The sequence below is a fragment of the Roseburia sp. AM23-20 genome (assembly GCF_003470905.1).
Taxonomy (GTDB): Bacteria; Bacillota; Clostridia; order Lachnospirales; family Lachnospiraceae; genus Roseburia; species Roseburia rectibacter.
In genome coordinates, this window is record NZ_QRHS01000006.1 from 44,045 (window position 1) to 65,154 (window position 21,110).

Sequence of the window (21,110 nt, forward strand, 5' to 3'; positions counted from 1 at the left end):
TCCTTTATACCCATGACCCTTCGTTCTGACTGATCCAGTGTTCTTCCGGGGTGTACTGGGTTGTTTCCTGTTTCTTTGGTTGCTCATTTTCCTGTATCTCATTCAGATGCAGGGTTCGTACTCCGAGGATATCTGCCGCTGCTGTTGCGTATACCTCGCAGTCCAAGTAGTGGTTGTCTGCGTGGGAGGTTTTCTGCTGCCATTCCTGTTTGACCTTGCCGTTTCCCATTTTGACATTCACTTTATGTTCCGCAGTTACCTGCTCTGCGTACTCTCTGTCGCATCCCTGGTAAACCATCCATGATCCACTGCCGTTCTTTTTCTGCATTCGTCCGGCGATCATGTCCTTATATTTTCCGGTGTCCACCAGTACCAGATTCATGCCGTATGCCTTGCTGTCGCTCTTATTTACCTTGGACAGTTTGTAGTGCGACAGCATCGGGTTTGATGAACCTTTGCTTGGCAGTGCCCATTCTGAATTGTTGGCGCAGAAATCGTACACCGTATCTGCGTCATTACCGGAGTCGATCAGTGCCAGTGCTACGACCAGTGGTGTGCTATCCGGCATCTGGTATTCGAGGTTCATGATTCTCTCGACTTCCTGGAATGAGAAAGCCTGCCCATGTGCTATGTTCTGGCTTGTGAGGTAATTGCCCCACGCTCTGATGCTCCAGTATAGGCAGTTCTCCTGTACATCGACTCCTGCCGTAAGCAGTTTTGCCCACTCCGGCACTACCAGTTCCTCGTACTCGGTCTGTCTTTCCATGACGAGGTCTGCGTTGGTCTTTAGCTTGGTATCCTCCCACGGCTCTGCAAGCCATGAGTTGACAAAGTTCTGCAGCTTCTCCGGGTCATCCTTGCTGTCCAGAAACTCCTTTACAATCTCTGAAAAGCGAACAAATGGAGAGTACAGGGTGTTCATCCAGAACGCTACCTTGCGGACGAACTTGGTGTTTTCCTTGACCGTCCGCCACTCTCCCTTGCGGAGCATCTCCGGCTTGTCCTGGTCTGTGATTACGCATCCGCACTCCTGGCATACATAGGTTGCGAATTCTGCACGGTCTGCGTAACTCATCCCCTCCTCTTTTGGGAAGTGTATCTGCTTCCACTTGAGTTCGATGTATTCCCCACAGTGCGGACATGGAACGAAGTAGTGCTTCTCTATGTCTGCATCTTCCTTGGCTTTCCAGATATGCCCTGTTTTCAGTGTCGGTGTGCTTGTGATGAATATCTTCCTGTTGTGGAATGTCTTGGTTCGTTCCCTTGCCAGACTGACCGGGTCAGCTTCCTTTTTGGATGCCCCCGGATATTTATCCACCTCATCGAGAAACAGGAATCGGATTGCTTTACTCGCAAGGCTTGATGGGGAGTTCGAGCCTGCCAGTGTCAGATACATTCCATCAAACTGTAATTCCTGCAACTGCGAGTTCTCATCAAACCTCTTTCGGAGTTCCGGTGCCGCTTTGAACATCGGCTGCAGTCTGTTCTCCGATATGGATTTGGCGAGCGTATCTGTCGGGTATACGATCATGGTCGGCGCAGGGTCCTGTTGGACGATGTAACCTACCATGTTCTGGAGGCACTCTGTTCCACCTACCTGCGTAGGCTTCACGTAGACGATTTCCTCTGTCTCATAATTGTTGAACTCATCCATGATGCCTTTAAGGTATGGGGTGTGTTCTGTCCGCCATGGTCCCGGCATTGCAGAGGTCTTGGCATCCAGTACCCTGTACTTATCTGCCCACTCCGATACCGTGATGTCCTCTGGTGGCTGTAGGAACTTTAAGGCTTCCTTCTGGTATTCTGTGACCTCGTATCTACGATACGGATTTCTTGCCACGCTTTTTCTTTTCCATTTCTTCCGGTGTGCAGCCTGCCACCACAAAGCTGTTTAATAACCGGATGATTTCTGCGTTCAGATCCTTTTCTATCGAGCGAATCTCCATCGGGTCGCAGTGACCGCTGATTCTGCCGGATAGTCGGCTCGGCAGGGATAATGCAAACTTTTTGAATGAAACAAAAAATCGGCTATAGTCCATCTTCACTTCCTCGATGTCGATGTACTTCCCCGATGCGATCTCTGTCTTTAATCTATGCATTTCTCCCTGGGATTCCTTGAGGGCGATCTCTGCCTGCAGTTTCTGTTCCCTCAGTTCGGCTTCCTTTTCGGACTTGCTTTTTCCGTATGCCTTGTCTGAAAGGTATTTGACATACCTCTGAATGGTAGGTGCTAATTCATACCGATTCCCCTCTTTGGTCTTGGTTGTTGATATGATGCCCTCTTGAGTAAGCTGCTGCACCCTTCGCACCGTTACTCCGAACAGAGAAGCGATGACCTCTACACGGTAGAAGCCGCCCTGCTGTTCCTCTGCCATTCTACTTTACATCCTCTGCCGGGATTCGGACTGCCTGCTGTCCGGTGTAATCTTCCCACCGTTTCACGATCACATCACAGAATCTCTCATCCAGTTCCATGATGAATGCCGTCCTTCCCAGTTGCTCTGCGGCCATGAGGGTGCTGCCGCTTCCACCAAACAGATCCAGTACATTCCATCCGGACTTACTGGAATTGGTTATGAATTTTCCGACCAGTGCGATTGGCTTCATGGTTGGGTGTATGTCATTCCTTGTCGGTTTGTTCTCGTAAATAACAGAGGTCTGATCTCTGTTTTTCCTGCGGAGTTCTTCCAGATATGCCACAAGTTCGTTTTTCTTCATGGCACTGAAATCTATATCATCTTCCAGAATGACGGTATCCTGTGTCCTGTCATTGATGAAGTAATGCGCCGCACCCTCTTTCCATCCATACAGACACGGTTCGTGTCTCCACTGGTAGTCCTGTCTGCCGAGGACGAATGCGTTCTTTTCCCAGATTAAGCACTGGGCGAGTTTCAGTCCTGCGTCAAGAAATGCCTGTCTGAATATGTGTCCGGTACTCTCTGCGTGGAATACATAGATTGCTGCCCCGGCTCTCATAAATTCATAAGCACTCTGGTAGGTTGCCAGTAAGAACGAATAGAAACTCTGGTTGTCCATATTATCGTTCTTGATGTGGTTGATGTTGCGGTGTCCTTTGGCAGGGAGGTACTCATCGAGCATCTCTGCCTTGTCTCCGTAGTTGACATTGTATGGCGGATCAGTGACGACAAGGTCTGCGATTTCTCCATTCATCAGAACCGCCATGTCATCCTGCGATGTACTGTCTCCGCACATGAGCCTGTGTCTGCCCAGTAGCCACACATCTCCGAGTTTGGTTACTGGTTCGGCTTCCGCCTGCTCCAGTGCTTCGTCCTCATTGAAGTCATCGTCCACTGCTTCCGGCTCGATAGCGAGTTTGTCCACCAGTTCCGTGAGGTCGTTCTGCTCGAAGCCTGTCAGTGATATGTCGTAATCTCCGAGGTCGAGGTCAAGCAGCAGATCTTTTAACTTCACTTCATCCCATTCGCCTGTAATCTTATTCAGTGCGATGTTCAGAGCCTTCTCTCTCTGCTTGTCCAGAGCCACCACGACCACATCCACTTCCTGGTATCCGAGGTCTTTGAGGACGGTTGCCCTCTGATGGCCGCCTATGATAGTTCCATCCTCGTTTATGATGATGGGGTCAACGTATCCGAATTCTTCAATGCTCCGCCTTATTTTCTGGTATTCCGCATCGTCCGGGGTCAGTGCTTTTCTTGGATTGTATTCTGCTGCCTTTAAGTCAGCCAGTTTCCTGCGCTCAGTTCTCAGTTTCTGGTCCATTTCCAAGCCTCCTTCCCGCTTTGCGTAACGAAATGGTTAAAAATTTTTTTATTTTATCGGCAAAAAAGCCGCGCCTTCCTCGCCCCGCATTGCATTTTGGGTCTGGGTAGTACCTACGGCGATGCCGTGCCCCGCCTGCACGCAAAAGAGGACACAGCGCAGGCTCTGATGCCTTGTGCCATGTCCTCTCTGAGGGGAGCAAGTGGAGTGGTTGGGTGTGACCGTGTGGTCTGTCCCCTTGTGCTCCACGCTACTACTATAGCACACCTCGATGTACTCTTGTGTACTCTCTTGTGCTTTCTTCTGTGTGCTGTGCTTCTGTGTGGTGCTGTGCCCCTGTCCTGTGGTGTGCCCTGTGCCTTGCCTGCCCTGCCTGTGGTGCGTCTGCGTAGTGCTGTGGCTGTGGTGTGTGGGTGCGTCCTGCCCCTGCTCTCCCTGCCCCTGTGGGTGTGTGCTACGGTGCGCCCCTGTACCTCTGTGCTTTTCCTGTCTTTTTTCTGGGCATAATACCTGCCCCATATATGGGTGTGTTATATGTGGGCCTTATACACTCCCTATATGCGTGCCCTATTTTTTAGGTTTGGTATTTATAATCCGTTCTGCACACACAGTAAAAGCCGGCCCTTGGATTCCGAATGTGGATTTCCAAAAGTCGGCTTGAATTTTCGATGTTCTTTTTTTCTTTTGCGGAATTTTTCCCAGTAAAATTTCCAGCTTGATATTTCCGTGATTATTTTTACTGATTTTTTCTACGCTCTATACTGCGTGGGTCTGAAAAAGTCGCCAGGATATACCCGATGATTTCATTCTGGACATGGTTCGTAAATACAAAATATCCACGATGAAATTCCAGTAGTCCTTCTCTGGATAATTCGCTTTTAATCTTCTGAGTTATCTTTTCCCATGATCCATCTTCGATGTCTCTCTCTTTATCGTAGTATCCGCCATACATTGCGCTTTCAAAATAGGCGAAGGCTTCATCACTCAGTCCTGCCAGTTTTCCTGCAAATCCTCGTTTCTGAATGTCTTTGTACATTCCGTACTCCAATGCCAGTTTGTACATATGCACACATGGCAGCTTGTTTTTCTTATAATCTTCACAGTCGCATCCTGCCATGGTGCAATGATGCACTTCCTTGGTATGTTTGTCCGTCATCGTTCCTTTGAATTTTAGGAAGCCTTTTTCTATCTTAACCTCTCCGATTCTGTCTCCGATGACTGCGTGTTTTAATACCGCCAATTGCGGCCCGTTTTTTGTATCTGTGTAATCTTTCAATCCCATATTGCTCCTCCTTTTAAGGGGTAGAATTTATCATCTGACAATAAGCTATTTTGTCAGTACAATTCTACCCCCCCTACTCCGAAGTCAAGCAATTTCAAGGCTTTGAGGGTTCTTGGGAGGAGGCGAATTCCTGTAAAATTGACTGTACTTTTTTGTATGTAAGCAGCTTGTCAATTCCTGCGTTGTAGTATTTGTTGCAAGGAGTCCTTGTCATGTTTGCTTCCTTGCACACCTGCTTCCAACTCAAACAGTCAATGTGTCTGTATTCCAGTATGCTTCGTTCCGTGGAATCCGTTGGTAAAAAATCCATGATCTTCATCACATTCAGCATGGTCTTTGCCATCTCTGCTTTCTGTGATTCGATTCTGTCCTCGATCTCCATCGCGCGGATGACCTGCGTTGCCGGTCCGTCTCCTACGCTGTTGGTCTGGCTGCGTGGCACTGGGGAGTATTGCATCCCCTTTGTGCCGAGCATATTTTCTCTGAAAGTACGAAGTCTGGCTTCCAACTGCTTCTTTTTCATCTTGGCATAATAATATTGTCCGAGGTACTGTTTGAGAAGCAGTTTTTGTTCTTCTACTTCATTTGCCATGCTGTCTGGTGTCATAGTTTTCCTTCTTTCTAATCCCTGGGTTTGTCCTCCGCAAGGAAGTATGCTTTTCCGCCGAGTATTCTTACCTGCTTAAGTACCCGGTCTTTGTTCTCCCAGTCTCGTATCTCTACTCCACGCTCCTGCAGGATATTAATCTGCATTTCAATGGACGATAGCATTGCCGACACCGGAAGCTGTCTCATTACCTGTGTTGCATCCGCCAGACTGGAATTCATCCCGAATGGCTTACGCTTTGGTTTACCTTTTGCCATTGTCTCCACCTCTTTTCCACCAGACTCCCCTTTTCATGCATTCACATCTCACGATGTAATACCAGAGTAAAAATCCGATGATTGTATCCTCGTTGCTCGGTCTGGTTGTTCCGTAGAACCACAATTCCAATCCCTGCCATAACATACCAATCAGCAACCACTTAAATGTCGCTTTCATGAGTGCGTACTCACGGATTTCGTTCTCGCTCATTTCTTACCACCTGCCATTTCATGGATTATTGTGCGAACGATATGACCGATTACCTTTGGCTCATCCCAGTCGTCCGGTCCGCTTAATATGCACCCGCATATCTTATGCTCTCCGAACTTCTCTACATTGAATGGGCAACCATCGCATGAGAGGTGTGTATATTCATAATCCGTTCCCTTGCCTTCGATTACCTCATGCTCATACTTCCTACAGATGGCCGCTGCTTCTGTCATGAACTTTGCCCAGTAGAATGCCCACTTTGCATTGATCGCCTTTTTGAATATCTTACTCTGCCTGCTGATTTTCTTTTTCAGTCTCATCCTCTGCCTCCTTTATTTCTTTTCCACACCACGGACAAAATTCCAAAGGTATTATTGCTCCTATTGTTCTATTTGGATCAATCGCTGTTTCGTGTCCGCAGTTCTGGCAAATCATTACACAACTTTCAAATTCGTCATTCATCGTTGCACTCCATTTTGAAGTTCCATTATCTTCGTTGCCAATGACATAGATTCATGGTCTTTCTTTGGATACTGCTGATATGTGGCATTACATACGCTGCTTTTCACATATTCTCTGTAGTATTTGTTTGCCAGTTCTACTGGGATATCCTTGTGCTTTCCGGTTATCGTCAATTTGCTTTTATCATCGTATTCTATAAAAATCTTCCACATGGTTTACCTACCTCTTGCTTTCAAAATCTGGACATTCTTCTCCATCATCGTACTCTGTATCACATCCGTATGCGTCTGCCATGAAGTTATCGCAGTGCCATCCGCTCAGATGTCCTGTTTCCCATGATGGTCTGTGGTGCAGGCAGTTTCCGCAGCAACACTTTTCATCATCGTTCATCCTGTACATCTCCTTCCCAGTTCCACAGTCCTTGCTTTCCCTTTGCCGGAATTGGCTTATTGAATAATATTGCATCTGCCATTACCCATGCGTATCTGCCGATGGTATAATCTCCGAATGCTAACTCTGCCGGATTCTCTCTTTGCAGTTTTCTCCGATAGGCTTCATCGATCTGGAAACAATCCACGAGATTTGCTTTCCCGATGATTGCTCCTGTTGGTAGTTTATTTACTACACCTGCGTCCTGGAAGTGCTTCAATTCTTCCATCGGGATATGTAGCAGGATTCCGCTGTGGTCTGTTTTGGCTGCGTGGATGAGGATTTCTCCACGATAGCTTGTTTTCCATGACCGTGTTTCGTTATGTTTCTGCCCAGTCGCCAATAGCGTTGCCCATGGTTGCCATACTGTTATTGCTTTCATGATTCTTTCACTTCCTTCTTCTGCATTCTTCTGTAATATGCCTTGATAATCTGTCTATATCTGCGCTTTGGCTTTTTGAGGATTATGATGTTGAGGTGTTCGTCAGACACCGCCATATCATTGACTGGCTTTATTTTTACTCTCATCTTCCGCTCACTCCCTTCTTTAAAGCGCACATGGTGCAGAGTCCTTTTGCTCCCTGCGCCTTGGCTACTTCTGCCAGTGGCAGTTCCCAACACTGTGCACCGCACTCCGGGCACTTGGTCAGCTTCCAGTCCTTGCGTCCTGTCGGCACATTTACCTTCAGCGGCATACAGTAATATCCGCCACGGTCAGTTGATTTTCTCGGTTCGATTGCTACTCTCATTCTGTTTGCTCCCTTGCTATTTCTGTGTCAGTTCCGGCAGCAGGATTTCTGCTACTTCCTTTTCTGAAGTGACAACTTCCGCCCTTCCGCCTGCCCTGCGGATCTGCTTTATGGTCTGTTCCTGCATCTTACTCAGCACCCCGATGAATGGCCGCTTGACCTCGAATCCGTAATACCTGCCATTGATGATGCAGGTAATGTCTGGGATTCCCTGTCTGGAGTACGGGCCGGCTGCTTCTTTCCATGCGATGGCATTTGGTGCGTTATCCTTTATCCAGTCAAGGATTTTCTTCTGGAAGTAACTTTCCTTTGGCATCTTCTCCCGGATGAATTTGTCGGCCGCTTCCCTGGTGCTTATGCCTTTGTTATGCTCTATGGTGTAGTCCTGCAATTCCTCATAGGTTCTGAAGGAGGTATAATCCAGTTTTCCTCCACGCATTACATGGCGGATTGCTTCCTCTGCTGTTGGGTCTGGATACCCTTCTGCGTTCTTTGCTGTCATTGTCTGCCTCCTTAAAATCTGGCGGACACTCTCCCTGTGATGTGGAGTTTTCCGTTTTTCTCTACTGCATTGAAGTATCGGTGTCCTTTTGCCACCTCTGCCGCCAGTTCGTCTGTGAGTGTGACGATTCTGCGGTAATTGCCGCCCTTGGTTGTGATAAGTGCTCTTTCTTTATCCCGCACTGGCTGATTGTTTGCTCCCATGACGACTTTCTCTACTCCATCTTCCACTATCAGTTTCGGTACTGCTTCAATTTTGATGATCATGTCTCTCCATCTCCTTTTCGATTTCTTCTTTATGTTCCTCGTAAACCCTGCACTCAGTACAGGGTTTTTCCGGTTCTACGCATTTGTCCGAAAGAATGATACAAAACCACGGCAGGCTTCCTTTGCGCTGCTTCTTGGCTCTGGCTTGCTCTCTCATCTGAGACAGCAGTTCCATCATGCTCATACTGGTGTCGCCTCCTCAAATACCGGGGCGGTTGCCTCCTGCATGGTCGGCTGATCTGCGTATTCCGCTGATCCGTTGTCTGCGTATGCCAGCTTGTTCCCCTCATTGTTTTCCATAAAGTGACTTGCCTGTGTGTCTGCGGAATGCAGTGCCCAGATCATCGGGTATCTGTCGATTGCATTGTTGAATGATAAGGTGTCGGCTTCGGTGTATCCCATGTGCCATCTGATTGCATATCTTTCTACTGGCTGAAGCTTCATATATTCCTCGATCATCATTACAGACTTTTCTCCGTGACCGTATGGAATCTTGTCGTCCACTGCGAATGCTTCGTACTGCTCCCACTTTCCATTGACCTTGCGGTTTCTGATTTCCGTTGTGTAGAAGTAGGTCTTGCAGATGTCATGGAGTAGTGCCATGATGATCACATTTTCCTCTGTCACTCTGGCTGCCGGAACTCCTGCGACCTCGTATGAGTATGTGCCGTCATCGTTCTTTGTGAGGTTCGCCCTCAGTGCATCCAGTACATTGAGTGAGTGCTGCAGCAGTCCGCCTGTCACTGAAAGGTGGAATCTGGTACTTGCAGGTGCTGCGTACATATCACTCTTTCTGATAAATGCCATCAGCTTGTCCACTCCGTCTCTTGTTACCTTTGTCATCTCTGCTTCAAATCTGTTGATGTTTGCCTGTCTGTTATCCATTGTTTTGCTCCTCCTGTTCTACTGCATCTGGTCCTTCGCCGTATTCTTTGGCACATCTTTTACTGTCTGGGTGTAAAAACATACACGCTCCCTCTGTTATTTCGCACTCCCATCCGTGGTACTCATCTGTTGGTATCGCTGCTTTGCATCCCATCTGCTTCCTCCTTATTCTTTAATCCCTCAGCCAGAATGTGGCACGCTCCGGCTGTGATGATCATTCTCTGTTCTGATTCCCACTCTGGTTTCTTCTCCCAGATGTTCTGTTCCTGGTCTACAAGGAACTCTTTTGTCAAATCGTTGTAAATCTTCGGTGGCGGTCCGTTTTCCTCGAAGCATTCCGGTGCTGCATATAAGCAACAGTGCTCCTGCCAGTAAGGTATCCACAGATTCCAGATTGCGGTTCTGATTTCTTCCACAATCTGCAGGAACTTTTCCAGACTGTATTCTTTGTAGAGTGCCCTGCCGAGTTCTTTTCCTGTTCCTGCATTCCTTTTCTCATCGAGCGTTGTTTGGATCTGCTTAATGAGAACCTGTCCGGCTTCATCCGTCTTTATGACGATTCCCTCTCGGATTCTGCCGTTCAGCATCCGGTCTGCCACTTCCTTGATGCTTTCCTTCAGTTCCCGGTACGGCTTTTTGTACTTTGTCCGAAGGAGTTCCTTTGGCACTTTTTCATCATTCTTCCTCAGTGTCTCCAGTAACGATTTCAGTTTTTCTTCATCGTTTGGATTGCTCTCGTTGTCCATTCGCACCACCCTTTCTTTCTCCGAACACCTAATGCCCCGATTTTTCCACCGCACACCTAAGTGTTCATTTAGGTGTTCACTGTGAAACCCTTGATTTTACTGGCTTTGTCGGGGTTACTAAACACCTAACACCTAATTTTTGATATACACCATGTTTTTTTAGTGATTTCTGTGACTAACCCTTCATGCAGTCACACAATTTTCCGTAAATACAATAAAAATAGTGATTTAGGTGTTTTAGGTGTTTAGATGTTATTAAAAGCCTTGATTTTACTGGGTTTTTTACTAAACACCTAACCGAACACCTAACTAAACACCTAATTTTAGGTGTGCGGTTTTTTAAGGTTTTTTATAACTTTTTAGCGATTTTGGTCACATAATTTCCAGTCACACAATTTTTTCTGCTCCATGGTTTTTGTGACTAAATCGCAAATTCTGTGACTAATTGAACGGCAGCTTATCTGCTTCCTCATCGGGTATGGTCTGCCATCCATCACCCATTCCCGGCAGATTCATCTGCTGCGGTTTCATCTGCTCTGCGATTTCTTCCTCCTCCAGTAATGGGTCCTTTTCCTCTGCGAGGTCGCCCAGGTGGAATTCCACAAAGCGGCAGTTTCGGTTGTTAAACCATTTTGTTACGGAGTTCTTGGTGCTGCCATCCTTAAGGACTGATACTCCGATCAGACCCTTATCTGCGAGGTATTTCAGTGTCTTTCTGGATGAGTACCCTGCTTTCGTGAGTGCCTGCGTCAGCATGGATGGGAAGATGTATGCGTTCTTGTTCTGAATCATGCCAAGGCACGTTCCGAAGGCTTTCTCCCCGAAGCTGTCCTTGTTTGACAGTATCCAGTCCACGATGTACTGCGTGGCATTCTCGTTTACATCTCCGGTGTCTGCGTTCATCTGCTCCTGCAGGATGTTCCTTGCCATCTCTTTGGCTCTTTCCCATGATTCCGGGTCGATTTGCAGGTTTTCCGTGTTTGTTTTGGCTGATTCCGTATCAAATTCTCCATTTTCGTACCGTTTCAGCCATTCTCCGTTATTAAATACCCATGTGTCGATGATTGCGTCCGCCAGTGCCACCGCTGCGATGCCTGCTATGTGTGATCCGCTCTTTCCTTTGCTGATCTGGTATACATACTGCATCATTTCATCGTATTTCTCCGTGATGCTTCTCTCGTCTGTGTGCAGGAGCATTCCGATGTAAGCCGGTCCCGCCCATCCGCAGTTCATTCCAGACTGCTGATGCATGACGGAGGCTTCCCTCTCATCGTCAAATGGTCCACCGTATATTTCAAGCACACGGGTGCTTACACCTGTCTGCGATGTTTCTGTTGATAGTGGTTCTTCTCCGGTTGCCAGTGCCACGGTTCTCCATGTCTGTGTTGCCTGGATGCCACCGCTCTTTGCACCTCGTATCTTTCCTGTACCACTGGCGATCATATACACGATTTTTTCCAGTGAGTTCTGGTTGTTGCCTGCAAGCTGACGCTCATCAATTCCCAGTGGTAGGTCGCAGTAAAAGGATGCGGTTCTTTCCAAGCCTACCTGTGTTGCGTTGAAGTTTACCATCAGCCTTTCCGGGTCGCCCCATGCGGAGAGTGCTGCTTTTAATGCTGCGGTCTTTCCGCCTTTTGAACCGCCCCAGTTGTAAACGAAGAATATTCTCTGTTTTATAATCCGCAGTAACGGTGCTGTGAAACTGGCCGCCAGTATGAAGCGGAACTTATCCCTGCTCCTGTGTGGCTTTATCATTTTGAGCCAGTCCGCCATTGTTCCGTTCTGGCAGTATGCCGCTGCCATTCCTCTCTGCGATGGATCAATGTCCAGTACGATATCCTTATCGTGCCCCGGTACGAATCTCTTTCCGGATTGCCATCCGAATGTGCTTGTGGAGTCTGCTTTTTTTATGATGTCTATGTTCTCTGCTTCCAGTGCTGCAAGGAACTTTACTACGTGCTTTGCATTCTCCGATGTAATGGTGCATCCTAAGTCTGCCAGTGCTGTGATGGCTCTGGATGTGAAGATGGTGCTTCGTGGGTATATTGCCTTGTGCCACTGCCCATCCCTCTTGAATGCTACCTCTATCTTTTCCTCTCCTGTTTCCATGCTCCGCAGTCGCTGCGTGATAATGATCGGGGTTCTGCATACCATGACTGGTGCATACTTCTTTTCATCGATCACGCTGATTCCCTTTTCTGAATAAATCCAACCTTCCGGCTGCCTTAAGTTCACAGGTGCTCCCTCGACCGCTTCCGGGATGTTATCTTCCTCGATGTCTATCTGCTCTGCGTTGCTGATTGCTTTTCGGATCTTCTCGGCCGCTTCCTCTTTGCCATACTTCATATAAACTTCCGATGGGTCCTTGCATCCGAGTGTTCGACAGCTCCATTTGTATACTTCTCCTACGAACTTTCCTTCCCGGAGTGCCCTTGTGACTTTGGCGAGGAATGTCTCCCCGCCTTTGTCCGGCTCTACATGGATATATAATTTCAAATCCTGCAGGACTCCTGCCCAGTCCGCACGCATCATGGATGCCCCCGGTATTCCCAGTGTGCTGATTCCCATGTACCACATGGACTGGGAGTCGCTCTCGCCCTCTACCAGTGCTGCGTATCCGATGTTCCGAATGGCTTCTATCTGCCACAGTCCATACATACACAACTTCTCGGTCTTTCCGTATTCCCACCGGAACTGCTTTCCGCCATATCTCTTGCGGTGCAGTGCCAGATTCTTTTCTGCATCAAAATATGGTATGTATAAATACTGGACTCCGTTTCGGTCTTTCTTTGTCTGCAGACAGCATTGCTCTTTCAGCCATTCTTCTGGGAGACGCTTCTCGAATGAATACTGGGATACGGTGTAATGATCCAGTCCTGGTTTCTTTTCCTTTGGCTTCTCCTGCGGCTCACTCAATGCTCCATACTTTTCCAGTATCTGCTTATAGGCTTCCTTGGTGTCCAGTCCGTGCAGCTTTGCGTAGAATGTGACGAAGTTTCCGCCATCATTTTCTGCGAAGCAATGCCATTTTCCTGTCTTTAGGTCTACCGAGAACGAGTTTGCCCTGTCGTCATGGAATGGGCACAGTCCTGTGAGGTTGTCGCCTGTGATCTTATGCTTCTTGATAACGGAGCAGTATTCAGTTCTATAATCTACCAGTCGGTCTAAGTCGACCTCTGCTGTCTGCTGCATATTATCGCTCCAATCTACTATGTATTACCGTTTCCAGTCCAAGCCTTGTAAAGTTGATTGACTTGCCCTGCATCATGAGCCTGTTCGTCATGTAGTCGATTTCTTCATTCATCCCCTCGCTGATCACATTTTCCACGGTTACTACGAGGAATTCTTTGCACTGCATCATCAGACGCTTGCCTGCTTCCATTCCGAAGTACCGTTCTTCTGCGATGGAGTCATCCATAAATCGTGGGAAGTAAAGGTGCGGTGCGATCGGTATCTTTCCTTCGCTGACCAGTTTATTTGCCGCCCACTTTGCAATCATGATATTTTCTTCCAGTTCTTCCCTGGTGTCTGCTCTGTATCTGCTGCAGACATAGCACATCGGCATGAGTGCCGGATTTCTGTTTCTCAACTCTCCCGGATAACACTGTCCTGCATATCTCCATGGAGAGTATCTGTTTTCCTTGTATATGGTGTCATAGATAGGTGCGTTACCGACAATGTCTGCGACCTCGCTCATCTGGATCATGAGGTCGTTCTGGTTGCCCGCATTCTCTCTAAAGTTGTAAATCATGGCCGCTTCCACGATATCTCCCGGCATTAAGCATTCGTCATCGTATCTGCCGGTCCAGTTATCAAACAATATCTGCATACTGTGCCTCCTTTGGATAATGCCAGGAGCATTTCTGCTCCCGGCTTGTCTGCCTTAGTTGAATGGCAGATTTGCGTCTCCCTCCACATTCTGGAACTCTGACGCATCTACCGCTCCGGTGTTGTAGTCGGCTTCATCTACCTCTGTGAGGTTTCCTGCGAATGCCTTGGCGATTTCTACCATTGCCTTGGCTTCTGCTCTCTGCGCATCCGTCAGCTTTCCGACAAAGGAGAACGCTGCTCTGGAGTATGTAATTCCGTCTGCGGACTTTTCCTTTTTCAGAGTGATCTTGGTTACCGCATCATAGCAGCGGAGTCCTTTGAGCAGAATTCTCTTTCCGATGTAATCTCTCAGATACTTGAGGGATGTCGGAGGAAGTGCAAGGATGATCGGCACAGGGTTTCCTTCCTGCAGGATGTAACATCTGTGAATGTTCTTGCAGGCTTTTCCTGCTCCGGAACTTCCGAACTGGTTATGCGGGCATCTGCTGCAGTCGCAGATCTCTCCGGTTTCTCTCACGATTCCCTGCTTTCCGTCAATGCTTGAGCAGTCCGGCTGTGCATTTCCGCCATTGTACTGCTCTGCCCAGTAGGAATTCATTGGGTGGTGGTACAGGATGACTCCTGTGATATCCGTGCTCATGACAGGTTCGTCCTCAGTTTCTCCCGGCAGTTCAAATGCAAGACCGCCACCGCTTGGAATCTTTGCTCTGTCAAACGGAAGGTTGCCCAGTCCGTCCATTTCCTCTGCGACTGCTTCCTTCAGTTCTCCGGTCAATGTGACCAGATTAAAATTCTTTTCTGTGGTTGCTACCTCATTCTTTGCCATAGTTTAATCCTCCATTTCCTCTGCGTTTTCTTTGTTGTTGTCGGCTTCCTCGAAGCCATCGTCCGTCTGCTCTCCGGCTTCCTGCTCATCCAGATATTCTTCCACTGGTGTCGGCTTTCCGCTCTCTCCATAGTAGAGGTCGTCCATGATTCTCTGTGCCTGCGCTGCCAGTTTGATGGACTCCACGGCTACCTCGACCGCTGAGTTGTAAAGGCTGCCGATTACATTGAGCACATCGCCATCTCCATTCGGAAGGAGTTTCAAGAGGTCATCCATATCCGTCTTGGTGGACTTCATCTTGCCCTGCAGAGACGCATATCCCTCTGCTGCGATTCCGTATCCCTCATGGCGGTTCTTTACCTTGGTCGGGTGCTGATACTCCATGATCTGACCCAGTGCGAATTTGGCTGTTGCCTGCATATTCTCTTTGAGGTCACGGTCGCTTTCCAGTGTTACATCAATTTCCATCTGCTCATAATCTGCCATGGCTTATACCTCCCGTGCTTTCTTTGCTCTGCTTAAAGCCTGCTGTGCGTTTTTGCTTGCTTTTGTCTTATTGATTCCAAGTTTCGAGTAAATATTGAGACATTTTGCTAAATCCTCTGGTAAATCTTCGCCTTCTGGTAATTCATCATCAAGAGCCTTCATTGTGGACTGTAGTGTTTTCGCATTGACTGTTTCCTTTATGATTGAACCAAGTCCCTGCTCTCTCAATACCTCGAAGAATTCTATCCCCTCCTCTATTTTTAACTGCTCTAGCTTTTCTTCCGCCTTCTTGGAATACATTTTGGTTTCCTGTAAAGAGTAGGTATATCCATCCACGATAGTACTTGGCTTCTCGTTATCCACCATTATCTGTGCTATCTCCTGTTCCTTTTTCTCTTTTGCAGCATTGTTTTCTTTGGTTTGCTTCTCTAGTCTCTTTTTTTCTTCAAGAATTTTGTTATATTCTCGAATTTTTTTGTCTAAAATTTCATTGACTGACTGAAGCCGTTGTTCTGTTTTCATTGCTTTGCTCCTTCCTTCTTTGGTTTTATAATTCATTTCCCCACTGATCCCAACCGTCACGCTCCGCTCTTGCGAAGAGTTCCAGTTTCTTTGCCTGTGGGAAGAATGTTTCTAACATCTGATAGGCACATTCCGGCTTCTGGCTGTGATGCCGTTTGTTGTTCTCTCTGAGTACCGTGGAAAAAGCTCCACGCTTGTCCTTGTCTGGGAGGATGATATTTCCCTTCTTGTAGAACCAGAGCAGATACTCATGTGCGAAGCGCACCGTGTAGGCGGGTGCCGGTCCGTTGCCCTTATCCCATATCAGCCTTGCGTGGAGTTTATATCCAAGCAGGCTCATGATTTCCTCTGTCTGCGGCAGGTACTTGTCTATCGTCCACATGAATACATTGTGCTTTTTATTCATGAGTTCGTTTGTGACATAGCGGTGCAGTTCCATAATTCCGGGGACGTCCATTGTCTCGTATGGTACTGTCGTTCCGGTACTGTTCGGTCTGGCCGCTTTCTTTCCTCCCCTGCCTTGCTGCCAAGGTGGGTCCGTGTAGAGGATGTCGTATTTACTTTCTGGGTTAAAAATATCAATCTTTGCCATTGCGATACCTCTCGTCCTGCTGTTCCTGGTACTCTTTCATTGTTGGACGTTTTCCGTCTAAATCATCCCATGTGTATAAGCAATGATTCTCGTCCTGCCAGTTTGCTTTGTAACAATTCCTGCAAGTACATCTTCCCGACAGCCATCTCATTTCTCCCCAGTATTCTGGCTTACCGCACTGCTTGCAGATTACGATTTTGTCCATATCAATCACTCCAATTCTTCGATGAGGTTTCTGATTTCCACCTGCGCTTCTGGCGGAAGTTTTTCAGCGTAAATGTCATACCATCTATTGAATTTATCCTTTAAGGTCATAACACTGGCGCATGGTATTTCCATAAGTGTTTTAATACGCTTTTCCTTTTCCTCTTTAAGCAACTTCGCTACTCCGGATGGAACTACTACCGGATTTCCACCATATGCTTTGACTTTTTTCACATCTTCCTGTGAGTCTACTGGGATGGAGTATGGCTGTGGATTTTGACTATCAAACGATTCTATTAGCATTTCCTGTACTTTTTTCACATCGTTTTTGTAAGTATTGAACTCAAAATGATATACATCATCCGCACGTTCCTCAATCATTTTCCTAACCTGCTCTATTGGAATGTCTCCCTTTACCATTGCTTCAGCAATCATAAGAGATGTAATTTCTTCAACATTCCAACTATCGCAAGTCTTTCGGTCACGCTCCAGTCGTATGTATTTAGGCTTAAAGTTGTACCCGTATTTCAAATCACTGTTGCAATCCACGAACAATCCATTGACATATACTTCTCCGGCATATTCTTCATCCAAGATAATTTCGCCGTACCCTGTGTCGGCTTTGCTATAATCGCAGTTCTCCAAATGAAGCCACACCTTGTATAAATTATTGAATTCCTCGTGTGTAACATTTCCAACTTCGATACATAAACCAGAGTTATCTGTATCATGCTTGTACACATAAAATGCGAGGATCTTTTCCAACCATTTTTCAGAGTTTTTAAATCTGGACTCCCAGATTTCCCCCTTTTCATTGTTGTAAATCGTGAAGGTTTTCCCAAGTCTGTTCAAAACAAGAGCAGCAATTTTATACCCTTCTCCAAACTGTCCAACTGTGTCCTCATTGTTTGCTTTGCTGCTTCGTCCTAAAAGCAGGGTATTTATCTTAAGGACAGATTTTTGATTTACAAGTCTGAGTGTTTTTTCTTTTCCGTTGTAAATGATCTGGAACTTATTCTCCTTATCCAGTACTTCTTGGTCTGTGCCATTCTGGATTAATTCTCTAAGCGCATCATTAAAAGTCCAATCTGACACATAATTTGGTGTCAGTGTTAATTCATAGCATTTTGCATCTATATCTTTCTTCATTAAAAATAATCCCTCCATGTATCCACGACTGTTTTTGCCAGATCCTCTTTCTTTGCCAGTGCTTTCAGCACCACTTCGTCTATCGTTCCCTCTGTGATGAGGTGGATATAAGTGCAGGCATTCTTCTGCCCGATACGGTGGATTCTGGCAAGGCTCTGACTATATGCTGCATAGTTGAAGTTGACCGAATAATACACACAGGTGTCTGCGGCCGTGAGTGTGATTCCCAGTCCTGCAGTATCGATCTGTGCGAGGAATACCATCGTTTCCGGGTTCGTCTGGAAGTCCTTGACGATGTCGCCCCTGTCCTCCAGTTTCACATCTCCATAGATTTCTCCGTAGCGGAGTTTCTTCTTTTTCAGCATCTGCCCGATGATGTCTATCTCCGGTCTGAAACGTGCGAAGATTACCAGTTTCTTTCCTGCGTCCACCACATAATCGTCCACGATTTCTTCCAGTGCGTTCAGCTTGCCCTTGCTGACCAGTTCCGGCTTTTCCTCTCCGTCTGCCACTAAAAATCCGCCAGTGAACTGCTGAAGGCGAAGCAGCTTTGTCAGCACGGTCGTTGCGCTGATCTGCCCGCCGCTTTCCAGTTCTGCGAAACTCTCACGCTTGATGCGGTCGTAGATGTTCTTTTCCTTTGCCGACATCGTTATGTATCTCTGCAGGAATGTCTGCTCCGGCAGGTCGAGTGCTTCGTCCTTGGTCACTCGGTATGCGATGGAGTGCTCTTTCTGGATTAACTGGTCGAGGTCTTTGTATCCCACGATCTGGTGTCTGTTAAATCCGCCCATGATGGCATATCTGTTTCGGAACTGATAGAAGTTCGTTCCGAAGATTGTCGGGTCAAGGAAGCGGTACTGGCTATACAGGTCGATTGCATTATTCTGTACCGGAGTTCCGGACAGGATAAGTTTGTACTTTGCCTGGTCGCCCAGTTTGTGCATTGCCTTGGACTGCTCTGCATCGTGGCTCTTGATTCTCTGGCTCTCATCGCAGATGATCATGTCTGCGTTCCATTCATACAGTGCGTCAAAGATGCCTTCTCTCCATGTGGATTCGTAATTGATAACGGCTACCTTTAATGCCTTGAATGGGAAGTTGTCGAGATCGTTTAACAGCTTCAGCCTGCGGTTCTTGTCTCCGAGCAGTACCTTGATGTTTGCCTTGAAGTCTGCAAATTCTGCGAAGTCCTTGGGCCATACGGAGCAGACGGAGGTTGGTGCTACCACCAGTACCTTTTCCACCTTACCCATCTGGTAAGCTGTGCCTGCTATCATGATTGCTGTTAGCGTCTTTCCACATCCCATTTCAAAAAGCAGACCGAAGCCTTTATGCGTTTCTGCCATTGTTTTTTACCTCCTTCCTGTGATTTTCTTTTGCTTTGCGGTGCTCTAAATCTCGCACCATCCTGTTCCAACCTGCCTCCTGCTGCTTGGTTGTTGCGGGGTTTCGACAGGATATGTAATCTCTATTATTGCTGCTCATCTGCATCCTCCTCGCTTAGTATCATGGCGATGCCTTCCATCACAAACATTGCACACGGAAGTGCTATGCCGTTGCCCCACATCTTATATTTGGCTGAGTCGCTCTCCGGGTCTTTCAGCCATTTGCGGATCTGGTTGTCTGTCTTTTCCTTTTTGCTCTCTTCCATGGCTTCCATCTGCGTTCGGAACACCTTTCGCCAGTGATTGATATCTTCCTGTGTTGGTTCTGGTATTCCCAACTCCTCTGCCCAGTTATCTGGGAAGCCTTGCAGTCTGCAGCATTCCAATGGTGTGAGCCTGCGGACGATGTATTCTGTTGCCACGAGCATATCGCTGAATGCGTCCTGTCCTGTATAACTTCCGGGATGCGAGTTTGCCATGAGCGGTCCACTCACTTTCTGGTATGTTCCTACGCTACCCATATTCTCCGTCATCGTTGCTACGCTCCTCTCCATCTGCATCTTGTGGCATACCCCCCCCGGTCCTCTTGCGACCAGAGTTTGTGCTGTTTCTTCCTGCACGCTGATATCGTACTGTGCATTCATTCCCTGGTTGAATGCTGCACGGTCTATTGCGTATGCCACTGCGTGCCTGTCTGCGGCCGTGAGCGTGTTTGCGGGTGCTCCCGGTTCTCCAATGCCAAGTCCATTTGCAGAGCCGTCATTGTTTCTGGTGCTCCCACCACCCTTGTATCGGGTCGCCTTATCTGCTATCGGAATAGCGACTCCAACTGTCGCTTGTCCGGTCTTTGGATTGCCCTGTGTAAGGCATGGAGTTTTTCCTTCGAATACAGTCGGGTCTTGTGTGATATGAAGTGCCATTGGCTCGATGATTGTTCCAACCGAACTCCCGTGACCGCTTCCATGGAGCGTCTCCGATTTATCGTTTCCCAGTGAGAGGTTTCTCTGATCCACTGCTCTAACTTCATTCATTATCATTGGCACATTGCCCCCCCCCTGTTCCCATTCGACTGGTCAGCGTTGGTACATTGCCGTCCTCTGCTATCGTCACTCTGCTGTCCTGTGGGTGGTTTTCCAATACAATGGGTACATTGTTACCGCCGGTCCCCATCTTTGTTGTGAGCGTGGGCGATACCTCGCTCTTATCAGCTACCCTGCGTCTGTCGCTGATGTCATAGCACTCGACATCATCTGTGCCTGTCTTATGAGTGCCAGTCTTAATATCTCCGGTAGTTCTTTGCCACGCTTCTCGGCTCTCCGCAAAATTCCCAGACAAGCCTTCTCGCTCAAATAATATTTTTGGTGCGGTGTTTCCTCCAAAATCTGCGACAAGGTAGATACGCTTTCTTCTTTGGGGCACTCCCCAGTATTGGGCATCAAGCACTCGCCAAGCGATGGAGAAATGGTCGCCCATGATGCATCCGGCTGTCTGCCATTTTCCCTTCGGAGGGAGAGGTACATTGGATTCTTCGTCTGTGATGCTGACGATTTCTTGGAGGACTGCCTGAAAGTCTTTGCCCTTGTTGCTACTGAATGCTCCGGGCACGTTCTCCCAGACCATGTATCTCGGTCTGATCTGCTTTCCTGTTCTGCCTGCTGCTCTGTCACTTTCTCTCATCTCCTTTATGATCCGTATCTGCTCACGGAACAGATTGCTTCGTGAACCGTCCAGACCCTCACGCTTTCCGGCTATGCTCATGTCTTGGCATGGAGAGCCGCCTGCGATGATGGTCACTGGCTCTAAGTCTGCGCCGTTTAATTTATTGATGTCTCCGAGGTGTTTCATTTCTGGGAAGTTCTTTGTGGTTACCAGTATCGGGAATGGCTCTATCTCGCTTGCCCATATTGGTCTGATTCCGAATATCGATCCTGCCAGTTCAAAGCCACCGCTCCCGGAGAACAAAGACCCCATTGTT

32 protein-coding genes are annotated in these 21,110 nt (G+C 47.6%); all 32 read right to left on the minus strand.

Features of this window, described 5'->3' with window-relative positions:
- Positions 1-4: 4 nt before the first annotated feature.
- Positions 5-1,840, minus strand: coding sequence for a phage terminase large subunit family protein (locus tag DW650_RS06760; RefSeq protein WP_008396678.1), 1,836 nt, complete (start codon positions 1,838-1,840; stop codon positions 5-7).
- The gene (locus DW650_RS06765; RefSeq protein ID WP_008396679.1) at positions 1,818-2,375 is read right to left on the minus strand and encodes a hypothetical protein; all 558 of its coding nucleotides are present in this window, start codon (positions 2,373-2,375) and stop codon (positions 1,818-1,820) included. Before DW650_RS06765 ends, DW650_RS06760 begins: the two co-directional genes overlap by 23 nt.
- 1 nt (position 2,376) lies before the next feature.
- Positions 2,377-3,741 carry a site-specific DNA-methyltransferase gene (locus DW650_RS06770; RefSeq protein ID WP_008396680.1) on the minus strand — a complete coding sequence of 455 codons (1,365 nt, stop codon included), beginning with the start codon at positions 3,739-3,741 and terminating at the stop codon, positions 2,377-2,379.
- A 736-nt stretch (positions 3,742-4,477) separates the two neighbouring features.
- Positions 4,478-5,023, minus strand: a complete 546-nt coding sequence (locus tag DW650_RS06780) for an SWIM zinc finger family protein (protein WP_055180299.1) — start codon at positions 5,021-5,023, stop codon at positions 4,478-4,480.
- Between the two features lie 94 nt (positions 5,024-5,117).
- Positions 5,118-5,630: a hypothetical protein gene (locus DW650_RS06785; protein WP_055180297.1), complete on the minus strand. Its 513-nt coding sequence runs from the start codon at positions 5,628-5,630 to the stop codon at positions 5,118-5,120.
- Between the two features lie 14 nt (positions 5,631-5,644).
- On the minus strand, positions 5,645-5,887 hold the full coding sequence (locus DW650_RS06790) for a hypothetical protein (protein ID WP_008396686.1): 243 nt from the start codon (positions 5,885-5,887) through the stop codon (positions 5,645-5,647).
- Positions 5,874-6,098, minus strand: a complete 225-nt coding sequence (locus DW650_RS06795) for a hypothetical protein (protein ID WP_117483645.1) — start codon at positions 6,096-6,098, stop codon at positions 5,874-5,876. Before DW650_RS06795 ends, DW650_RS06790 begins: the two co-directional genes overlap by 14 nt.
- Complete coding sequence (locus tag DW650_RS06800; protein WP_118209429.1) at positions 6,095-6,418, minus strand: hypothetical protein; 324 nt, start codon at positions 6,416-6,418, stop codon at positions 6,095-6,097. The genes DW650_RS06795 and DW650_RS06800 overlap by 4 nt, the downstream gene beginning before the upstream one ends.
- A complete protein-coding gene (locus tag DW650_RS19505; RefSeq protein WP_158576212.1) occupies positions 6,384-6,560 on the minus strand; it encodes a hypothetical protein in 177 nt (58 codons plus the stop codon). The genes DW650_RS06800 and DW650_RS19505 overlap by 35 nt, the downstream gene beginning before the upstream one ends.
- On the minus strand, positions 6,557-6,772 hold the full coding sequence (locus DW650_RS06805; RefSeq protein WP_117483647.1) for a hypothetical protein: 216 nt from the start codon (positions 6,770-6,772) through the stop codon (positions 6,557-6,559). The genes DW650_RS19505 and DW650_RS06805 overlap by 4 nt, the downstream gene beginning before the upstream one ends.
- A gap of 7 nt (positions 6,773-6,779) precedes the next feature.
- Positions 6,780-6,950 (minus strand): hypothetical protein, encoded by a 171-nt coding sequence (locus DW650_RS19510; protein WP_008396694.1) that lies wholly within the window; start codon positions 6,948-6,950, stop codon positions 6,780-6,782.
- Positions 6,940-7,371 (minus strand): ASCH domain-containing protein, encoded by a 432-nt coding sequence (locus DW650_RS06810; RefSeq protein ID WP_117483648.1) that lies wholly within the window; start codon positions 7,369-7,371, stop codon positions 6,940-6,942. Before DW650_RS06810 ends, DW650_RS19510 begins: the two co-directional genes overlap by 11 nt.
- Positions 7,368-7,517 (minus strand): hypothetical protein, encoded by a 150-nt coding sequence (locus tag DW650_RS19515; protein WP_158576213.1) that lies wholly within the window; start codon positions 7,515-7,517, stop codon positions 7,368-7,370. Before DW650_RS19515 ends, DW650_RS06810 begins: the two co-directional genes overlap by 4 nt.
- A complete protein-coding gene (locus tag DW650_RS06815; protein ID WP_118209430.1) occupies positions 7,514-7,738 on the minus strand; it encodes an alanine racemase in 225 nt (74 codons plus the stop codon). The genes DW650_RS19515 and DW650_RS06815 overlap by 4 nt, the downstream gene beginning before the upstream one ends.
- Positions 7,739-7,754: 16 nt before the next feature.
- The gene (locus DW650_RS06820) at positions 7,755-8,240 is read right to left on the minus strand and encodes a VRR-NUC domain-containing protein (protein ID WP_117483650.1); all 486 of its coding nucleotides are present in this window, start codon (positions 8,238-8,240) and stop codon (positions 7,755-7,757) included.
- Between the two features lie 11 nt (positions 8,241-8,251).
- Positions 8,252-8,506 carry a hypothetical protein gene (locus DW650_RS06825; protein ID WP_118209431.1) on the minus strand — a complete coding sequence of 85 codons (255 nt, stop codon included), beginning with the start codon at positions 8,504-8,506 and terminating at the stop codon, positions 8,252-8,254.
- Positions 8,490-8,690 (minus strand): hypothetical protein, encoded by a 201-nt coding sequence (locus DW650_RS06830; protein ID WP_118209432.1) that lies wholly within the window; start codon positions 8,688-8,690, stop codon positions 8,490-8,492. The genes DW650_RS06825 and DW650_RS06830 overlap by 17 nt, the downstream gene beginning before the upstream one ends.
- Positions 8,687-9,391: an HD domain-containing protein gene (locus DW650_RS06835; RefSeq protein WP_118209433.1), complete on the minus strand. Its 705-nt coding sequence runs from the start codon at positions 9,389-9,391 to the stop codon at positions 8,687-8,689. Before DW650_RS06835 ends, DW650_RS06830 begins: the two co-directional genes overlap by 4 nt.
- On the minus strand, positions 9,384-9,545 hold the full coding sequence (locus tag DW650_RS19710) for a hypothetical protein (protein ID WP_182426837.1): 162 nt from the start codon (positions 9,543-9,545) through the stop codon (positions 9,384-9,386). Before DW650_RS19710 ends, DW650_RS06835 begins: the two co-directional genes overlap by 8 nt.
- The gene (locus DW650_RS06840; RefSeq protein WP_118209434.1) at positions 9,514-10,137 is read right to left on the minus strand and encodes a hypothetical protein; all 624 of its coding nucleotides are present in this window, start codon (positions 10,135-10,137) and stop codon (positions 9,514-9,516) included. Before DW650_RS06840 ends, DW650_RS19710 begins: the two co-directional genes overlap by 32 nt.
- Positions 10,138-10,578: 441 nt before the next feature.
- Entirely contained in the window at positions 10,579-13,329 is a 2,751-nt protein-coding gene (locus tag DW650_RS06845) for a DUF927 domain-containing protein (RefSeq protein WP_118209435.1), read from the minus strand.
- A gap of 1 nt (position 13,330) precedes the next feature.
- Entirely contained in the window at positions 13,331-13,966 is a 636-nt protein-coding gene (locus DW650_RS06850) for a DUF7768 domain-containing protein (RefSeq protein ID WP_118209436.1), read from the minus strand.
- 54 nt (positions 13,967-14,020) lie between these two features.
- On the minus strand, positions 14,021-14,794 hold the full coding sequence (locus tag DW650_RS06855) for a hypothetical protein (protein ID WP_118209437.1): 774 nt from the start codon (positions 14,792-14,794) through the stop codon (positions 14,021-14,023).
- 3 nt (positions 14,795-14,797) lie between these two features.
- A complete protein-coding gene (locus DW650_RS06860; RefSeq protein ID WP_118209438.1) occupies positions 14,798-15,280 on the minus strand; it encodes a hypothetical protein in 483 nt (160 codons plus the stop codon).
- A gap of 3 nt (positions 15,281-15,283) precedes the next feature.
- Positions 15,284-15,802, minus strand: coding sequence for a gp33 family protein (locus DW650_RS06865; protein ID WP_147403008.1), 519 nt, complete (start codon positions 15,800-15,802; stop codon positions 15,284-15,286).
- Positions 15,803-15,827: 25 nt separating this feature from the next.
- Positions 15,828-16,394 carry an MT-A70 family methyltransferase gene (locus DW650_RS06870; protein WP_118209440.1) on the minus strand — a complete coding sequence of 189 codons (567 nt, stop codon included), beginning with the start codon at positions 16,392-16,394 and terminating at the stop codon, positions 15,828-15,830.
- Positions 16,381-16,599, minus strand: coding sequence for a hypothetical protein (locus tag DW650_RS06875; RefSeq protein WP_118209441.1), 219 nt, complete (start codon positions 16,597-16,599; stop codon positions 16,381-16,383). The genes DW650_RS06870 and DW650_RS06875 overlap by 14 nt, the downstream gene beginning before the upstream one ends.
- Before the next feature lie 5 nt (positions 16,600-16,604).
- Entirely contained in the window at positions 16,605-17,747 is a 1,143-nt protein-coding gene (locus DW650_RS06880) for a hypothetical protein (protein WP_117483658.1), read from the minus strand.
- Positions 17,747-19,096, minus strand: a complete 1,350-nt coding sequence (locus DW650_RS06885; RefSeq protein ID WP_008396717.1) for a DEAD/DEAH box helicase — start codon at positions 19,094-19,096, stop codon at positions 17,747-17,749. Before DW650_RS06885 ends, DW650_RS06880 begins: the two co-directional genes overlap by 1 nt.
- Entirely contained in the window at positions 19,080-19,235 is a 156-nt protein-coding gene (locus tag DW650_RS19520) for a hypothetical protein (protein ID WP_158576214.1), read from the minus strand. The genes DW650_RS06885 and DW650_RS19520 overlap by 17 nt, the downstream gene beginning before the upstream one ends.
- A complete protein-coding gene (locus DW650_RS06890) occupies positions 19,222-20,172 on the minus strand; it encodes a DNA cytosine methyltransferase (protein ID WP_118209442.1) in 951 nt (316 codons plus the stop codon). Before DW650_RS06890 ends, DW650_RS19520 begins: the two co-directional genes overlap by 14 nt.
- Positions 20,159-21,106 (minus strand): DNA cytosine methyltransferase, encoded by a 948-nt coding sequence (locus DW650_RS06895; RefSeq protein ID WP_243102878.1) that lies wholly within the window; start codon positions 21,104-21,106, stop codon positions 20,159-20,161. The genes DW650_RS06890 and DW650_RS06895 overlap by 14 nt, the downstream gene beginning before the upstream one ends.
- Between the last annotated feature and the right edge of the window lie 4 nt (positions 21,107-21,110).

Coding starts and splice junctions, on each gene's coding strand:
- DW650_RS06765 (WP_008396679.1), bottom strand. CDS start 2,375: ATGGCAGAGGAACAGCAGGGCGGCTTCTACCGTGTAGAGGTCATCGCT.
- DW650_RS06770 (WP_008396680.1), bottom strand. CDS start 3,741: ATGGACCAGAAACTGAGAACTGAGCGCAGGAAACTGGCTGACTTAAAG.
- DW650_RS06780 (WP_055180299.1), bottom strand. CDS start 5,023: ATGGGATTGAAAGATTACACAGATACAAAAAACGGGCCGCAATTGGCG.
- DW650_RS06785 (WP_055180297.1), bottom strand. CDS start 5,630: ATGACACCAGACAGCATGGCAAATGAAGTAGAAGAACAAAAACTGCTT.
- DW650_RS06790 (WP_008396686.1), bottom strand. CDS start 5,887: ATGGCAAAAGGTAAACCAAAGCGTAAGCCATTCGGGATGAATTCCAGT.
- DW650_RS06795 (WP_117483645.1), bottom strand. CDS start 6,098: ATGAGCGAGAACGAAATCCGTGAGTACGCACTCATGAAAGCGACATTT.
- DW650_RS06800 (WP_118209429.1), bottom strand. CDS start 6,418: ATGAGACTGAAAAAGAAAATCAGCAGGCAGAGTAAGATATTCAAAAAG.
- DW650_RS19505 (WP_158576212.1), bottom strand. CDS start 6,560: ATGAATGACGAATTTGAAAGTTGTGTAATGATTTGCCAGAACTGCGGA.
- DW650_RS06805 (WP_117483647.1), bottom strand. CDS start 6,772: ATGTGGAAGATTTTTATAGAATACGATGATAAAAGCAAATTGACGATA.
- DW650_RS19510 (WP_008396694.1), bottom strand. CDS start 6,950: ATGAACGATGATGAAAAGTGTTGCTGCGGAAACTGCCTGCACCACAGA.
- DW650_RS06810 (WP_117483648.1), bottom strand. CDS start 7,371: ATGAAAGCAATAACAGTATGGCAACCATGGGCAACGCTATTGGCGACT.
- DW650_RS19515 (WP_158576213.1), bottom strand. CDS start 7,517: ATGAGAGTAAAAATAAAGCCAGTCAATGATATGGCGGTGTCTGACGAA.
- DW650_RS06815 (WP_118209430.1), bottom strand. CDS start 7,738: ATGAGAGTAGCAATCGAACCGAGAAAATCAACTGACCGTGGCGGATAT.
- DW650_RS06820 (WP_117483650.1), bottom strand. CDS start 8,240: ATGACAGCAAAGAACGCAGAAGGGTATCCAGACCCAACAGCAGAGGAA.
- DW650_RS06825 (WP_118209431.1), bottom strand. CDS start 8,506: ATGATCATCAAAATTGAAGCAGTACCGAAACTGATAGTGGAAGATGGA.
- DW650_RS06830 (WP_118209432.1), bottom strand. CDS start 8,690: ATGAGCATGATGGAACTGCTGTCTCAGATGAGAGAGCAAGCCAGAGCC.
- DW650_RS06835 (WP_118209433.1), bottom strand. CDS start 9,391: ATGGATAACAGACAGGCAAACATCAACAGATTTGAAGCAGAGATGACA.
- DW650_RS19710 (WP_182426837.1), bottom strand. CDS start 9,545: ATGGGATGCAAAGCAGCGATACCAACAGATGAGTACCACGGATGGGAG.
- DW650_RS06840 (WP_118209434.1), bottom strand. CDS start 10,137: ATGGACAACGAGAGCAATCCAAACGATGAAGAAAAACTGAAATCGTTA.
- DW650_RS06845 (WP_118209435.1), bottom strand. CDS start 13,329: ATGCAGCAGACAGCAGAGGTCGACTTAGACCGACTGGTAGATTATAGA.
- DW650_RS06850 (WP_118209436.1), bottom strand. CDS start 13,966: ATGCAGATATTGTTTGATAACTGGACCGGCAGATACGATGACGAATGC.
- DW650_RS06855 (WP_118209437.1), bottom strand. CDS start 14,794: ATGGCAAAGAATGAGGTAGCAACCACAGAAAAGAATTTTAATCTGGTC.
- DW650_RS06860 (WP_118209438.1), bottom strand. CDS start 15,280: ATGGCAGATTATGAGCAGATGGAAATTGATGTAACACTGGAAAGCGAC.
- DW650_RS06865 (WP_147403008.1), bottom strand. CDS start 15,802: ATGAAAACAGAACAACGGCTTCAGTCAGTCAATGAAATTTTAGACAAA.
- DW650_RS06870 (WP_118209440.1), bottom strand. CDS start 16,394: ATGGCAAAGATTGATATTTTTAACCCAGAAAGTAAATACGACATCCTC.
- DW650_RS06875 (WP_118209441.1), bottom strand. CDS start 16,599: ATGGACAAAATCGTAATCTGCAAGCAGTGCGGTAAGCCAGAATACTGG.
- DW650_RS06880 (WP_117483658.1), bottom strand. CDS start 17,747: ATGAAGAAAGATATAGATGCAAAATGCTATGAATTAACACTGACACCA.
- DW650_RS06885 (WP_008396717.1), bottom strand. CDS start 19,096: ATGGCAGAAACGCATAAAGGCTTCGGTCTGCTTTTTGAAATGGGATGT.
- DW650_RS19520 (WP_158576214.1), bottom strand. CDS start 19,235: ATGAGCAGCAATAATAGAGATTACATATCCTGTCGAAACCCCGCAACA.
- DW650_RS06890 (WP_118209442.1), bottom strand. CDS start 20,172: ATGATAATGAATGAAGTTAGAGCAGTGGATCAGAGAAACCTCTCACTG.
- DW650_RS06895 (WP_243102878.1), bottom strand. CDS start 21,106: ATGGGGTCTTTGTTCTCCGGGAGCGGTGGCTTTGAACTGGCAGGATCG.